The sequence below is a fragment of the Gordonia sp. NPDC003376 genome (assembly GCF_053589235.1).
Map to the genome: position 1 here is coordinate 1 of NZ_JBSFRM010000036.1, position 14272 is coordinate 14272.

Here is a 14272-nt window from a genome sequence, read left to right on the forward strand (position 1 = left end):
CACCGAACATCAACCACCACACAGTGGTTGAGCCGAAACCCCCGCGTCCGTAGGACCCAGGGTGGGCTACCGAGGTTTCGACACGGGTCCTCGCGCTGCTCGGTCCCGGCTCAACCACCGAATGGGTCTGCGGCAGATGATGTTCGAGTCTCACGATGCTCGGTCCCGGCTCGACCACGCACCGCGAAAGGCTGGTCGAGCCGGGCATGATGACTGGCGTCAGGCTCCGGCGCGCACCGCCTTCGCGGCGGCGACCATGTTGGTCAGGGCCGCGGTGACCTCATCGGTGGTGCGGGTCTTGAGACCACAGTCCGGGTTGACCCACAGACGCTGCGGGCCGACGGCGCTGAGCGCCTCGGCCAGCGAGGTCTCGATCTCCGAAGTGTCGGGAACACGTGGCGAATGGATGTCGTAGACACCCGGGCCGACGGCGTTGGCGAACCCGACGCTGTTGAGGTCGTCGAGCACCTCCATGTGCGACCGTGCCGCCTCGATCGAGGTGACGTCGGCGTCGAGTTCGGCGATCGCACCGATGACCTCGCCGAACTCCGAATAGCACAGGTGCGTATGGATCTGGGTCGCATCGGCGACACCCGACGTCGAGAGCCGGAATGCCCGTACCCCCCACCCGAGATACGCCTGTTTGTCGGCGTTTCGCAGCGGAAGCAGCTCACGCAGGGCAGGCTCGTCGACCTGGATGATGCCGACACCGGCGTTCTCCAGATCCACCGTCTCGTCGCGGATCGCCAGGGCGATCTGATCGGCCGACTCCGACAGCGGCTGATCATCACGGACGAACGACCACGCCAGAATGGTGACCGGGCCGGTCAGCATGCCCTTCACCGGTTTCGTGGTCAGGCTCTGGGCGTAGGTGATCCAGTCGACCGTCATCGGGTGCGGACGCTCCACGTCGCCGAACAGGATCGGCGGGCGCACGCAACGTGTGCCATAGGACTGCACCCAACCGTTGACCGTCGTGAAGAACCCGTCGAGCTGCTCGGCGAAATACTGCACCATGTCGTTGCGCTCCGGCTCACCATGAACCAGGACGTCCAGGCCGATCTGCTCCTGCAGGTCGACCACGGACTTGATCTCTTCGCGCATCTTCTGCTCGTAGCCGGCCTGATCGATCTCACCCTTGCGCAGTGCCGCACGCGCGAGACGGATCGCCGAGGTCTGCGGGTACGAGCCGATCGTCGTCGTCGGCAGCGGCGGCAGGTCCAGCCGGTCGTTCTGTGCGGCCAGCCGCTCGGCGGCCTCGCCACGGGTGACGTCGGCATCACTCACCGCAGCCAGACGCTCACGTATGGCATCGACGTGCACTCGCGGATCGGTGGCGCGGGTGGCCAACGCAGCCGCACAGGCGTCGAACGCGGCGGCCTCTGCCTCGCGTCCGCCGGTCAGCGCCCGCGACAGGGTGGCGACCTCGACGTACTTCTCGGCACCGAACGCCAGCCAGCCCCGCAGGTTGTCGTCGACCCCGGTCTCCGGCTCCAGAGAGTAGGGGACATGCAGCGTCGAGCACGACGTCGACACCGCCAGCGAACCGGTGGAACCCAGCAGGGTGCCGAGGGTGGCGAGAGCCTTCTCCAGATCGGTGCGCCAGATGTTTCGGCCGTCGACCACACCGGCGACCACATGCAGACGCGACAGCTCCGGGACGTCGACGACGCTCTCCAGGCGGCCCTCGATCAGATCCACCGCCACACCGTCGACACCCGAACGGGCCAGCGCCGGCAGTGCCTCCCCGGCATCACCGAAGTAGGTGGCGACCAAGATCTTCGGACGCGTCGTCGCCTGTGCCAGCGCCGAGTACACCGAACCGGACAGCGACGGAAGGCCCGAGGCGATATCGGTGACCAGGGCGGGCTCGTCGATCTGCACCCACTCGACACCCGCCTCGGCCAGCACACGCAGCAGCTCCAGGTAGCAGGGGAGTAGCTCGTTGATCCGGTCGAGCGGCGAACCCGCACCGATCGGCTTCGACAGCGCCAGGAAGGTGATCGGACCGATCACCACCGGGCGTGCGTTGACCCCGGCGTCGCGGGCCTCGGCGACCTCGGCCAGCACCTTCTCCGGGTTCAGCGTGAAGCTGGTGTCGGCGCCGATCTCCGGCACCAGGTAGTGATAGTTGGTGTCGAACCACTTGGTCATCTCCAGTGGGGCGACGTCGGCGGTACCACGCGCGGCCGCGAAGTACCGGTCCAGTGGATCGGCGATCGCGGAAACCCGCTCGGGTAGTGCGCCCAGCATCACCGCGGTGTCGAGGACCTGGTCGTAGTAGGAGAAGGTGTTCACCGGGATCGAATCGAGCCCCGCGGCCGACAGCTGTGCGACAGTGTCGGCGCGCAGACCGGCGGCAGTGGCCTCGAGCTCGACGGCGTCGAGACGCCCCGCCCAGTAGGCCTCGATCGCGCGCTTGAGTTCACGACGCGGACCGATCCGGGGAGCGCCGAGCACGGTCGCGGTAAAGGGTGAGTTGGTCCTCTCGGACATGAGACATTCACTCCTGCAATGGTTTCCGACGGTCGTCGCCATTGCGGGCACGGCGGGCAGCCCCAGGGAGGTACGCGAGAAGGCGACCTCGAAGTCAGCATGTCCGACCTGCGCCCTGTCCACGAGGCGACGAGCCACCGACCGCGGCGCGGCCGGTACAGGAGGCAGGTCTTCGGACTCGTCGACAGGCGCGGATCGCTCCGCGGAACCTACTGGCCGTCGCTTCCCGGGCATGGGCCCAGTGCACGTGACGGCGGTCGTTTCGACATACCGCTGCGGGACAGTTCCGGATTCACACCGGATTCCCTCTCACCCGTCCGACGTCGTCAGACATCACACGGACTCGACGCCGACGATCGGGTGTAGGGGCTCCATGACATCCCGGTCGGCGAACCAACTGCGCCGCCCATCATAGGACAGCCATACCGGAACACGGCACAGTGCTCTGTTGTCTGCGCCGACTGTGTCGTCGCGGGCCCGCGCGACGGTGGTTGGCTCCCAGCGCAACCTGCAGAGGTTTCGACGGTCGGTCGGCCTCGCTGGGCGAGGACGTCCTGCTCAACCATCGTGTGGGGTGGTTGGCGTCGGGCGCAGCGTGCCGGGGTGTCGACGGTCGGTCGGCTTCGCTGGGCGAGGACGTCCTGCTCAACCATCGTGTGGGGTGGTTGGCGTCGGGCGCAGCGTGCCGGGGTGTCGACGGCCGGTCGGCTGAGCTGGGCGAGGACGTCCAGCTCAGCCGGCGTGTGGCATCAGCTGCCCCGATACGTCGAGTAGGCGAACGGGCTCAGCAACACCGGCACGTGGTGGTGCCGATCGGCGTCGTCGACCGTGAAGCAGATGTCGATCTCGGGGTAGAACGCCTCGATATCGTTGTCGGAGAACCATTCACCGGTCTCGAACACGAGGTGGTAGATACCCGGGACCAAGGCGTCGGTGGTCACCTGGCCGATGCGGCCATCGGCGTCGGTGACCCCCGACGCCAGCTCGCCGCCGGCGGCGTCCTGCAGGATCACCGACATCCCGACGGCAGGGGCACCGGATGTGGCATCCAGGACATGGGTGGACAAACCGGACATCGCGTCGTTGCTCCTCAGCTCGGATCAGTCGTCAACATACTCGACCGCGGGCGTCAGCATCCGGGCAAGGCGGCTGCGATTGATCTTGCCCAGTTCCATGCGCATCACCCGGCGCTCGGTCTCCGGGTCGTTGCGTATGCGTTCCTTGAGGATGCCCAGCAGTTCCGCGGCCGGCCGACCGTTCGCGAACACCAGATAGACGTGCCCGAAGCGGTTCTCGTAGGCCGCGTTGAGTTCCTTCAACTCGGCCAGCACCGCGGCGTCCGCCCCGGCAACCCCCGACTGCTCGCGATGGGAGGAGGGGTTGTCGGGACGGTCACCGATTCGGGGATGCCCCGACAACGCCTCGTCCAGGTCGGTCTCGGTGAGTTCGGCGAGGATCAGGTCCGCATAGTCGAGCAGTGCGTCGTCGTCGGAGAACGGGCGGGCCCGGGCGACGCGGAGCGCCCAGATCGACGAACTGCAGCATTCGTAGAGGGTACTGATGGCCTGCCGTTCACTGAGCTCGTTGAAACTGGACAAACCTCGCCAATCGACTCTTCGCACGCAGACCAGCCTAGGAGAGTTCGGGCTGACGTGAGAACCGGGCAGAGGTGATCGGGTTCGCATCGGCCACGAGGTCGTCGAACCGGTAGTTCGCGATCTTCGCGATCTCGATCAGCGCGAACGACTTCTCCGACGTCGACGAATTGTCCATGCGCGCCCAGCCGTTGCGCAGCACCCGGTCGTAGCGTTCGGTCTCGCGCGCACAGATCACCAGCGGGAAGCCGAAGTGATCCCGATACGCCGCGGCGAGGTTCACCACGTTCTCGTGCTCGGTCTCCTCGAGGTGCGAGAGCCCCTTGTGATCGACGGCCTGCAGTTCGCCGGTCTCCTCGTCCTCGGCGCCCAGATCGGGGAAGGCGCGGATCAGGTCGAGCTGTTCGGTGTCGCTGCCGGTGAGCATGGCCTCCTGGAAGGCGCTGCGCAGGTCGTGGGCATCCTCGAACGGACGCTGGTCGAAGGCCCGGTCGAGTACCCAGTCGACACCCTGCACCACGTCGCCGAAGGTCTCCCGGAACTGCTCGACGCTCATCTCGTTGACCTCGTCGAGGGTGATGGCTCCGCCGCCGGCCACCGCCGGACCCTTGTTCCCGATGTGGAAGAACAGGAGGTTCAACAGGATTGCGGTGATCGCACCCATCGTGATGCCGGTCGAGAACGGGATCTGCAGGATCAGGTTGGGCATGGCCTGGTCGACGCCGGGCAGAGCCGGGACGTCGACGTGGGCGCCCTTCTCGATCACGGTGGTCGGTGCCGACGACTGCGAGAACTGCACGTAGAGTGCCACCGCGAGCGAGGTGGCGGAGATGATCAGATTGCGGTGATCGGTGAAGTCCACCGAGGTCAGGGTCTGGATACCGACGATCGCGACGGTCGCGAACATGATCAGGGCCGCACCGCCGAGTACCGGGGCGGGGATCGACTCGACCACCTTGGCCAGCTTGGGCAGCAGACCCAGGATGATCATGATGACACCGGCGCATGCCACCACCCAGCGGCTCTTGACGCCGGTCAGGCGCACCAGGCCGACGTTCTCGGAGAACGCGGTGTACGGGAACGAGTTGAACGAGCCGCCGATGACGGTGGCGACACCGTCGGCGCGGACCGCCGCGGCCACGTCGTCGGCCTTGATCCGCTTGCCGACGATTTCACCGGTCGCGAAGATCGACCCGGTCGACTCCACCGCGACCACCAGCAACACCACGATCATCGACACGATGGCGACGACGTCCCACTGCGGCCAGCCGAACGCGAACGGCGGAGTGAAGCCCAGCCAGTTGGCCTCACCGACCGACGAGAAGTGCGCGTCACCGCACAGCCAGGCCACGAAGGTGCCCACCACCAGACCGAGCAGGATGGCGATGGTGGCCATGAAGCCGCGGAAGAACCGCTGCATCAGGACGATCAGCAGGATGGTGCCCAGGGCGTAGCACACCCACTTCCAGTTGCCCGGATCCTTGAGGTGCTGGTTGGGATCGGTCACCGCATCGCCGGCACCCACCGGGATCAGACAGACACCGATGATGGTGATCAGCGTTCCCGTCACCACCGGCGGAAGGAAGCGGATCAGTTTGGCGAAGAACGGGGCCATCAGGAAGGTGAAGACACCGGCCGCGATCACCGCGCCGTACACCGTCTGGAGCCCGACGCGGCCGCCGCCGTGCTGATTGGCGATCTGGATCACCGGGGCGAGGGTCGCGAACGTGATGCCCTGCAGCAGTGGGAGGCGCACGCCGATCTTCCAGATGCCGACCGACTGGAGCAGCGAGGCGATGCCACAGGTGAACAGATCGGCGGTGATCAGCATGGTGAGGGCCTCGTTGTCGAGGCCGATCGCCCGCGCGATCAGCAGCGGGACGAGGACCGCGCCGGCGTAGAAGGCGACGACATGCTGGGCACCGAGCGCGACCAGTCTGCCGGGGGGCGGCACCTGGTCGACGGGATGAACCCGCTTGCGCTTGGCTGGTACGGATGCGGCTGGGGCCGAGTCGGTGGACATCGCCATCTCCCTGCGACGGATGAACATGGTTCGATGCGGCGATGGATGAGGAACACCGCCGCATCAGCAGCTAAATAGTGGACCCGCGCAACGGTTCTCGCGACCGCGTGATCGTATATTGCGGTGGTGTAACCACGCCTCGTTCGGTGGTCTGCTGCCGTCGGGCGGCACTACCGTGGACGTGGTGGACCCGGGTCTTCGTCACCGTCGGAAAGGGGATCGACCATGTATGTCGGTGCGGTTCTCGCGGCCGGCGGGGGCAGAAGATTTGGTATCCCGAAAATCCTTGCCCAGCAAGGAGAGTGGCTCGACATCGCGGTCGATGCACTGCGACGTGGCGGGTGCGCCGAGGTGCTGGTCGCGATGGGAGCGGCACTCGTCGATCCGCCGTCGGAGTCGCACGCGGTGACGGTCCCGGACTGGGCTGTGGGAGTCTCGGCGAGTGTGCGTGCGGTACTCGATCACGTCGCCGATCGGCCCGAGATGGACGGGGTTGTTTTACATGTTGTTGACACGCCGGACGTGGGGTCCGACGTGGTGGCGCGGATCGTGGCCACCGCGGGTGGTCGGCGGGACGCGCTCGTCCGCGCCGTCTACGGCGGTCGGCCCGGTCATCCGGTGTATCTGGGCGCGGGCCATCTGGGTGGCGTCCGGGCGGTTCTGGCCGGTGACGTCGGTGCACAGACCTATCTGCGCGGCCGTGACGACGTCACGGTGGTGGAATGCGGCGATCTCGCGACCGGGGTCGATCACGACGTGGCGGACTGACCCCGGACATTCGGCGAGCGGGATCCGGCGATCGGGATCTCAGAGCCCGTCGGTGAGGGGCCCCACGGCACCGAGTCCGAGCGCGCCGTCGGCGAACCGTGTGACCGGGCCGATCGCCGTGGTGAGTGCCTCGTCGTGGCCGTCACGGCAACGACCCCACAGGCCGCGGTCGGCGTCGACCCCGATCACGGCGACGAGCTCGCCGGTGGTGGGGATGCACACCGCCCAGGTGAATCGGGTCTCGGTGTGCCAATCATGTTCGGCCGCAGCGACATACGTGGCAGGCTGATCTATCCCGAGAGTCGACAACGCCGGGACGTCGGTGATCCGTTCGTCGGCGCGAAGCGCCCGCAGATACCACGTCCCGGCGTTGATCTCGATGGGTTCCATTGAGGCAACCCGATCAGGCGAACGTCACTTCAGTTCCAGCAGCACGGTGCCCTGGGTGATCGCGGCACCGGCCTCGACCGCCAGGCCGGTCACGACGCCGTCCTTGTGCGCGGTCACCGGGTTCTCCATCTTCATGGCCTCCAGCACCACCACCAGGTCACCGGCGGCCACGGTCTGGCCCTCCTCCACGGCGACCTTCACCACGGTGCCCTGCATCGGAGCGGTGACGGCGTCGCCCGACGCCGCGGCGCCCGCGGCCTTCTTGCGGGTGCGGGCCTTGGGCTTGGTGCGGATCGCGCCACCGGCGGCGCCCCCGCCACCGAGTGCCAGATCGCCCGGCAGCGACACCTCGACGCGCCGGCCGCCGACCTCGACGACGATGTTCTGCCGCGGTGCGATGTCGTCGTCCTCGATGGCCTCGCCACCGGTGTAGGGCTCGATCGGGTTGACCCAGTCGGTCTCGATCCACTTGGTGTAGACGTCGAACGACTCGACGCCGTTCTCGTCGGTGTGACCGATGAACGCGGGGTTGGACACGATGTGGCGGTGGAACGGCAGCACGGTCGCGAGACCCTCGACCTCGAACTCGGCGAGTGCGCGGCGGGCACGCTCGAGTGCCTGCTCGCGGGTCTCACCGGTGACGATCAGCTTGGCCAGCATGGAGTCGAACTGGCCGCCGATGACGTCGCCGGCCACCACGCCGGAGTCGACGCGCACGCCCGGGCCGGACGGCTCACGGTAGACGGTGATGGGGCCGGGGGCCGGCAGGAAGTTGCGTCCGGCGTCCTCGCCGTTGATCCGGAACTCGAAGGAGTGTCCGCGCGGCGTCGGATCCTCGGAGATCTCGAGCTTCTCGCCCTGCGCGATGCGGAACTGCTGGCGCACGAGGTCGATGCCGGAGGTCTCCTCGGTGACCGGGTGCTCGACCTGCAGGCGGGTGTTGACCTCGAGGAACGAGACCAGGCCGTCGTTGCCGACCAGGAACTCGACGGTGCCGGCGCCGTAGTACCCGGCCTCACGGCAGATGGCCTTGGCCGAGGAATGGATGCGCTCACGCTGCTCGGTGGTCAGGAACGGCGCGGGGGCCTCCTCGACCAGCTTCTGGAAGCGGCGCTGCAGCGAGCAATCGCGGGTGCCGGCGACGATGACGTTGCCGTGCTGGTCGGCGATCACCTGGGCCTCGACGTGGCGGGCCTTGTCCAGGTAGCGCTCCACGAAGCACTCGCCGCGGCCGAAGGCCGAGATGGCCTCACGGGTGGCCGACTCGAACAGCTCGGGGATCTCCTCGACGGTGTAGGCGACCTTCATGCCGCGGCCGCCGCCACCGAAGGCGGCCTTGATCGCGACCGGCACGCCGTACTCCTTGGCGAAGGCGACGACCTCGTCGGCGTCCTTGACCGGATCCTTGGTGCCCGGTGCCATCGGGGCCTCTGCCTTGAGTGCGATGTGGCGGGCGGTGACCTTGTCGCCGAGATCGCGGATGGACTGCGGTGACGGACCGATCCAGGTGATGCCGGCGTCGATCACGGCCTGGGCGAAGTCGGCGTTCTCCGAGAGGAAGCCGTAACCGGGGTGGATGGCGTCGGCGCCCGACTTCCGGGCGGCGTCGAGGATCTTGTCGAAGACCAGGTACGACTCGGCCGAGGTCTGACCACCGAGCGCAAAGGCCTCGTCGGCGAGCTTGACGAACTGCGCGTTCGCGTCGGGCTCGGCGTACACCGCGACACTGGCGATCCCCGCGTCACGGGCGGCACGGATCACACGGACGGCGATCTCGCCACGGTTGGCGATGAGGACCTTGCTGATGGCAGAGGGACTGGGCACTTGTTCTCCTGGGCCTTACTTCGGGGGCACCGCGTCGCGTGCGCGCCACGGGGCGGTTCGGCACGGCGTCCGGTTGGGGCGCCGAAATCGGGATCTGGGCACCGGTCACAACAGGGTGTCCGCGACCGGCGTGGCGCACCCCCTGGAGTCTAGGCGGCGCACACACCGGCATTCACCCTAACCCACCGAGCAAACGATCGGTGGAGGTGTGGGTCACATCCGCGAGTTGAATGTGCTGCCATCGGCGACGGCCCGCACGCAGGTGGCGAAGGCGTCGAGGAACCCGGGCACCAGGTCCGTCCCGGTCCGGTGCGGGAAACGGGTGGAATACCGCAGGCCCGACGGGGTGCGGTTGATCCAGATGTAGACCTCGTCGGGGGAGTACGAGTGACTGCGCAACACCGTCGCCCGGCCGGCGTCGGCCTCGGCCGCCCGCGGCGCGTACCGGGTGTCGATGAACGAGATCACGAACCGCGGATGTCCGCTGCGTCCGATCAGCTCGGCGACCCGCAGATACGGCAGCGACGCACCTTGCCGGGAGTGCTTCAACTCGGCGGTCGAGCGCGCCACGGTCTGATCGAAGGTGGGCGAGTCCGACATGTCCAGAGCGAACGGGGCAACCGCGACGAACCAGCCGAGCGCGGCCAGCCATCGCGTGTCGTCACGCGTGTGCCGGGGCAGGACGCAACGGAACTCGGGGTCGCCGGTGATGTCGTGGTGGACCATCGCGAAGGCGGCGAGGATCCCCGCGGTGAGCGACCCGCCGGCCTCGGCGCAGACCGCGGCGAACTGGTTGGCGGTGTCGTCGTCGACGATCACCCCCGACCTCGATTCCTGGGGAAGTTCACCGGTCAGGGCCGGTTCGCAGCCCGCGGTCGGTTCCGGTGCGGCCGCGGTGGTCGATGAGGTGATCGGCGCGGTCGGGTGCTCGGCTCCGGTGGCGTCGGGTGCGTCCGACAGCAGGGCGGGCATGTCGCCGCTCCCGGCCTTCAGGAACCGGCTCCAGGTGCTCACCGCCGGGTGGTCGGCGCCGTCCTGATCGGCCTGTCGTCGCTCGGCGGCGCTGAAGTCGACGTAACTGCCCACCTCGGGCAGCTCCACCGGCTGGTGGTCGCGCATCGCACGGTAGATCGTGGTCAGCTCGTGCTGGGCCATGATCAGCGAGTACCCGTCGACCAGCGAGTGGTCGGCGGCGAAGATCAGCGTGAACGACGACTCCCGGCCGATCGTCGCGAACAGGTAGGCGGGCCAGTGCATCGGGGCGGTGGCGCGGTCGAAGGAGCCGGCCAGCTGCTCGACGAGCGGCCCGGGATCGGTGTACCAGCCGATCCGACCCATGTTCAGCCGGACGGTGCCCGGTGCGGTGGTCAGCCGCCGCAACCCGTCGCGGGTGATCACGACGTGACTGCGCAACACCTCGTGCCGGTCGATCCAGAAGCGCAGTGTCGCGCGCAACGCCGGGATCGACAGCGGTTCGTCGAAGTCGACGGACACGCCCAGCCACGACTCGCGGCCGCCCTCCCGATGGGTGCGCGCACGATACTCGAACGCGGCCCGCAGATGCTGTTCGTGGTTGTGGGAGGTCAACCGCGGGTCCGGGCTCCAGGTACCCAGGCCGCCCGGGGTGAACGGGGTCCACTCGACGAGCCCGCCCGGTGCGATCGGCTCCTCGAGGATCTGGATGAACTTCACGGCCCTACGTCGGCGGGGTCGGGGGAGCGGACGCGGAATCGGTACCGGCGGGGCCCGCTCCGGTCTGCGTGCGCACCTGTGACTTGATCCGGCCGAGCATCCCGGCCATCCCGCGCAGACGCAGCGGGCTGACCGCTGCGGCCAGCCCGAGATCATGGTAGAAATCGCCCGGCACGGCGAGGATCTCCGCCGCCGACGCACCGTCGAGACCCTGATGCAGGATCGAGGCGAACCCGCGGGTGGTGGGTGCCTCCCGGGGTGCGCTGAAGAACAGGTGCACCCGCTCCGGGTCGGCGGCGTCGACCGACAAGAACACCGGGGACTGGCACTCCGGTACCGGTTCCATCGCCTCGGTGCGCAGGTCCTCGGGAAGGTCGGGCAGCTCGCCGGCGAATTCCAGCAGCATGGTGACCCGGTCCGAATCTCCCACGGCCGCAAAGTCGTCGACGATCTCTGCGAGAGCTGGGGGCAGACTCATGACGAGCTGGGTGCGGTGCCCGGCTCGTCGCCGACGACGATCGGTGCACGCACGGCGTTACCCCACTCCGTCCACGAACCGTCGTAGTTGCGGACGTTGCCGAATCCGAGCAGATGGGTCAGCACGAACCACGTGTGGCTCGAGCGCTCACCGATCCGGCAGTAGGCGATGGTCGGGGTCTGCGGGTCGAGTCCGCCGTAGATCTCGTCGAGTTCGGCGCGGCTGCGGAAGCGGCTGTCGGGTGCGGCCGCCTTGGCCCACGGGATCGACACCGCGGTGGGGATGTGACCGCCGCGCAGTGCACCCTCCTCCGGGTAGTCGGGCATGTGGGTGCGCTCGCCGGTGTACTCCTGCGGGGAGCGGACGTCGATGAGCGGCTCGATGCCCAGCGACTCACGGACCTGTGCGGCGAACGCACGGATCGCGGAGTCGTCACGCTCGACGACGGGATAGTCCGAGCGGGGGTACTCGGGGACGTCGAAGGAGGTGTCGCGGTCCTCGGCCATCCACGCGTCACGGCCGCCGTCGAGCAACCGCACGTCCTCGTGACCGAAGAGGGTGAACACCCACAGTGCGTACGCGGCCCACCAGTTGGACTTGTCGCCGTAGATGACGATGGTGTCGTCGCGCTCGATTCCCTTGCTGCGCATCAGTTCTGCGAACTGTTCACCGTTGATGTAGTCGCGGGTGACCGGATCGTTGAGATGGAGGTGCCAGTCGACCTTCTGTGCGGTCGGGATGTGTCCGATGTCGTAGAGTAACACATCCTCGTCGCTCTCGATGATCTTGAGTCCCTTGGTGCCCAGATGCGCCGAGAGCCACTGCGTCGTGACGAGTCGCTCGGGGTGCGCGTAATCGGCGAAGGCCGGATTCTGGTCGGTCTCAACGCTCAACTGAACAACCTCTCCCACGGTGGGTCATGGATCGGCGGGCTGCGCGGTCCCGCAGGAGAGCCTACCGAGTCGCGGGGTGCGGTGGGCGGCCAACCGGGTCGGTGCGGCGATTCGCCGCGATCTGCTGCCGGTCATTCAACTGGTGACAGACCACTCGGCCAGGCCCCGAAGCGTTGCTAGATTCCTCACATGATCCGTCCAGGTTCGGCCCGTCTCCGATTCGTCGTCGCGATCGCGGTCACGGCGATCGGGCTCGCCGCGTGCTCGAACGGCGGTGGCGACGAAGCCGCCCAGCCCCGGTCTCCGGGCACCACCACCGCGACCACGGCATCCGGGTCGTCGACGGCCTCGAGTACCCCGCGCAGCAGCACCACACGGTCGTCGTCGGCGCCGACCGGCTCGGTCCCCGGTGATTGCACCGCCGGGACCTGCCCCGCGCTGCCGGTGCCGACGTCGTCGTTGATGCAGGGCGACATCACCGCCGACAACGCGCAGAAGCAGGTCCCGGCCTACCTGGCCTCGGTGCTCGACGACCTCGACGGCACCTGGGGCCCGTGGTTCGACGAACTGGGTTGGGGCAACCCCGATCCCGGTCGCGTGCTGGTCGAGTCGGGCGAGACCTTCCGCTCGTCCTGCACCGACGAGGACGACCGCGACACGGTGGTGGAGTCCGACACCCCCAATGCCTTCTTCTGCCCGCTGGACGCGGCCGCCACCGGTTCGGGGCAGCGGGTCACCGGGTCGGTGATCCTGCCGGTGGAGACCTTCGTCGGGATCTGGACCGGCACATTCCTGGTCCAGGGGCCGCTCGATCAGATCGGCGGATTCCAGGGCGAGTTCACCGCGGCGACGGTGGTGGCCCACGAGTACGGGCACGCCGTCGTCGATCGCATCGTGCAGGCCGGTGGCCTCGGTCCGCGGTCGGAACCGCGCGGAGAGAACGCCGAGCTGATCGCCGACTGCCTGGCCGGCAACTGGGCGGCCACCGTGCTCAAACGTCACCAGCTGTCCATCGCCGACATCACCCAGGCCGTCGCACTGCTGCAGAAGATCGGCGACCCCGCGCCCGGTCAGGGGCACGGCACCGCCACGCAGCGGATCGGCGCGATCTCGCTCGGGTTCTTCGGGCCGTCGCTCAAGCAGGGACAGCCGGTGAACTGCTTCACCAAATACTGGCCGGAGGTCTTCGGCTGACCGGTCGGCGGCACGGGGCGGCGCCGGGATTACGGGGCGGCGCCGGGATTGCGGGGCGGCGCCGGGATTGCGGGGCGGCGCCGGGATTGCGGGGCGGCGCCGGGATTGCGGGGCGGCGCCGGGATTGCGGGGCGGCGCAGGCTTTGCTGGGCCGCAGGGAGCGCGTTACCGCCGACACCGGTGAGTCGGTGTCGGCGGTTCAGATCGGGCGGGTCATCGCGGCGCGGTGATCAGGACGGGGGTTGCCAGAGATCGGCGACGGCGATCCCGACCCGCCGCAGGAGCCGGCGCACCGTGGGCAGGCCGATGCCGATCACCGACGACGGATCGCCGTCGATGCCGTCGACGAACCACGCCCCGAGACCGTCGAGGGTGAACCCACCGGCCACCTGCAGCGGTTCGCCGGTGGCCACGTACGACTCGATCTCGGAGTCGGTCGCATCGGCGAACTCGATGGTGGTGGTGCAGGTGTCGTTGGCCGAGACCACCACGTCCAGTCCCGACAGCACGCTCACGTGATGGCCGGTCAGCAGCTGCGCCGAATGGCCGCGCACACGCTTCCACTGGGCGATCGCCACGTCGGGGGTGTGTGGCTTGCCGGTCAGTGCCCCGCGGAACAACAGCATCGAGTCGCAGGCGATCACCACCGTACGGTCGTCGCCTGCGTCGGGGTCTGTGTCGGCGTCGGAGCGTTCGGCGACCAGCCGGGCGACCACCGCATCGGCCTTGGCCATCGCCAGCCGGGCCACCACATCCTCGGGTGGGGCGCCGAGAAGTCCCTCCAGGACGGAGTCCTCGTCGACGTCGGAGACCACGACCCGGGGGTCGAGCCCCGACCGGCGCAACACCGACAGCCGCGCCGGCGACGCCGACCCCAGGATCACCTCATAGCGCGGTGTGCGTCCGGCGGTGGTCACCG

General features: G+C 68.3%; 12 protein-coding genes and 1 riboswitch. Of the genes, 2 read left to right on the forward strand and 10 right to left on the reverse strand.

The window, feature by feature from the left end:
* Positions 1-219: 219 nt before the first annotated feature.
* The 4 genes from metE to uraD (ACWDUA_RS23180) all read right to left on the reverse strand — a co-directional run bounded on the left by metE (position 220) and on the right by uraD (ACWDUA_RS23180) (position 6114).
* Positions 220-2496: a 5-methyltetrahydropteroyltriglutamate--homocysteine S-methyltransferase gene (gene metE / locus ACWDUA_RS23165; protein WP_449753369.1), complete on the reverse strand. Its 2277-nt coding sequence runs from the start codon at positions 2494-2496 to the stop codon at positions 220-222.
* A gap of 146 nt (positions 2497-2642) precedes the next feature.
* Positions 2643-2849: riboswitch (cobalamin riboswitch) on the reverse strand.
* A gap of 396 nt (positions 2850-3245) precedes the next feature.
* Positions 3246-3572, reverse strand: coding sequence for a hydroxyisourate hydrolase (gene uraH / locus ACWDUA_RS23170; RefSeq protein WP_449753370.1), 327 nt, complete (start codon positions 3570-3572; stop codon positions 3246-3248).
* Positions 3573-3596: 24 nt separating this feature from the next.
* Positions 3597-4118, reverse strand: a complete 522-nt coding sequence (gene uraD / locus ACWDUA_RS23175) for a 2-oxo-4-hydroxy-4-carboxy-5-ureidoimidazoline decarboxylase (RefSeq protein WP_449753371.1) — start codon at positions 4116-4118, stop codon at positions 3597-3599.
* A 10-nt stretch (positions 4119-4128) separates the two neighbouring features.
* Complete coding sequence (gene uraD / locus ACWDUA_RS23180; RefSeq protein ID WP_449753372.1) at positions 4129-6114, reverse strand: 2-oxo-4-hydroxy-4-carboxy-5-ureidoimidazoline decarboxylase; 1986 nt, start codon at positions 6112-6114, stop codon at positions 4129-4131.
* Positions 6115-6339: 225 nt separating this feature from the next.
* Between uraD (ACWDUA_RS23180) and ACWDUA_RS23185 the strand changes: the two genes are divergently transcribed.
* Positions 6340-6882: a nucleotidyltransferase family protein gene (locus tag ACWDUA_RS23185; RefSeq protein WP_449753373.1), complete on the forward strand. Its 543-nt coding sequence runs from the start codon at positions 6340-6342 to the stop codon at positions 6880-6882.
* A gap of 39 nt (positions 6883-6921) precedes the next feature.
* On the opposite strand, the gene ACWDUA_RS23190 is transcribed toward ACWDUA_RS23185, so the two are convergent.
* From ACWDUA_RS23190 to ACWDUA_RS23210, 5 genes are all read right to left on the reverse strand, one after another.
* Complete coding sequence (locus tag ACWDUA_RS23190) at positions 6922-7272, reverse strand: hypothetical protein (protein ID WP_449753374.1); 351 nt, start codon at positions 7270-7272, stop codon at positions 6922-6924.
* A gap of 24 nt (positions 7273-7296) precedes the next feature.
* Entirely contained in the window at positions 7297-9096 is a 1800-nt protein-coding gene (locus tag ACWDUA_RS23195; RefSeq protein WP_449753375.1) for an acetyl/propionyl/methylcrotonyl-CoA carboxylase subunit alpha, read from the reverse strand.
* 213 nt (positions 9097-9309) lie between these two features.
* A complete protein-coding gene (locus ACWDUA_RS23200) occupies positions 9310-10788 on the reverse strand; it encodes a condensation domain-containing protein (protein WP_449753376.1) in 1479 nt (492 codons plus the stop codon).
* 4 nt (positions 10789-10792) lie between these two features.
* The gene (locus tag ACWDUA_RS23205) at positions 10793-11266 is read right to left on the reverse strand and encodes a SufE family protein (protein WP_449753377.1); all 474 of its coding nucleotides are present in this window, start codon (positions 11264-11266) and stop codon (positions 10793-10795) included.
* Positions 11263-12159 carry a sulfurtransferase gene (locus ACWDUA_RS23210; protein WP_449753378.1) on the reverse strand — a complete coding sequence of 299 codons (897 nt, stop codon included), beginning with the start codon at positions 12157-12159 and terminating at the stop codon, positions 11263-11265. Before ACWDUA_RS23210 ends, ACWDUA_RS23205 begins: the two co-directional genes overlap by 4 nt.
* Before the next feature lie 189 nt (positions 12160-12348).
* On the opposite strand from ACWDUA_RS23210, the gene ACWDUA_RS23215 reads away from it, so the two are divergent.
* Complete coding sequence (locus tag ACWDUA_RS23215; protein ID WP_449753379.1) at positions 12349-13353, forward strand: neutral zinc metallopeptidase; 1005 nt, start codon at positions 12349-12351, stop codon at positions 13351-13353.
* A gap of 230 nt (positions 13354-13583) precedes the next feature.
* Here ACWDUA_RS23215 and ACWDUA_RS23220 read toward each other — a convergent pair whose 3' ends face one another.
* Positions 13584-14270, reverse strand: coding sequence for a Maf family protein (locus tag ACWDUA_RS23220; RefSeq protein WP_449753380.1), 687 nt, complete (start codon positions 14268-14270; stop codon positions 13584-13586).
* Between the last annotated feature and the right edge of the window lie 2 nt (positions 14271-14272).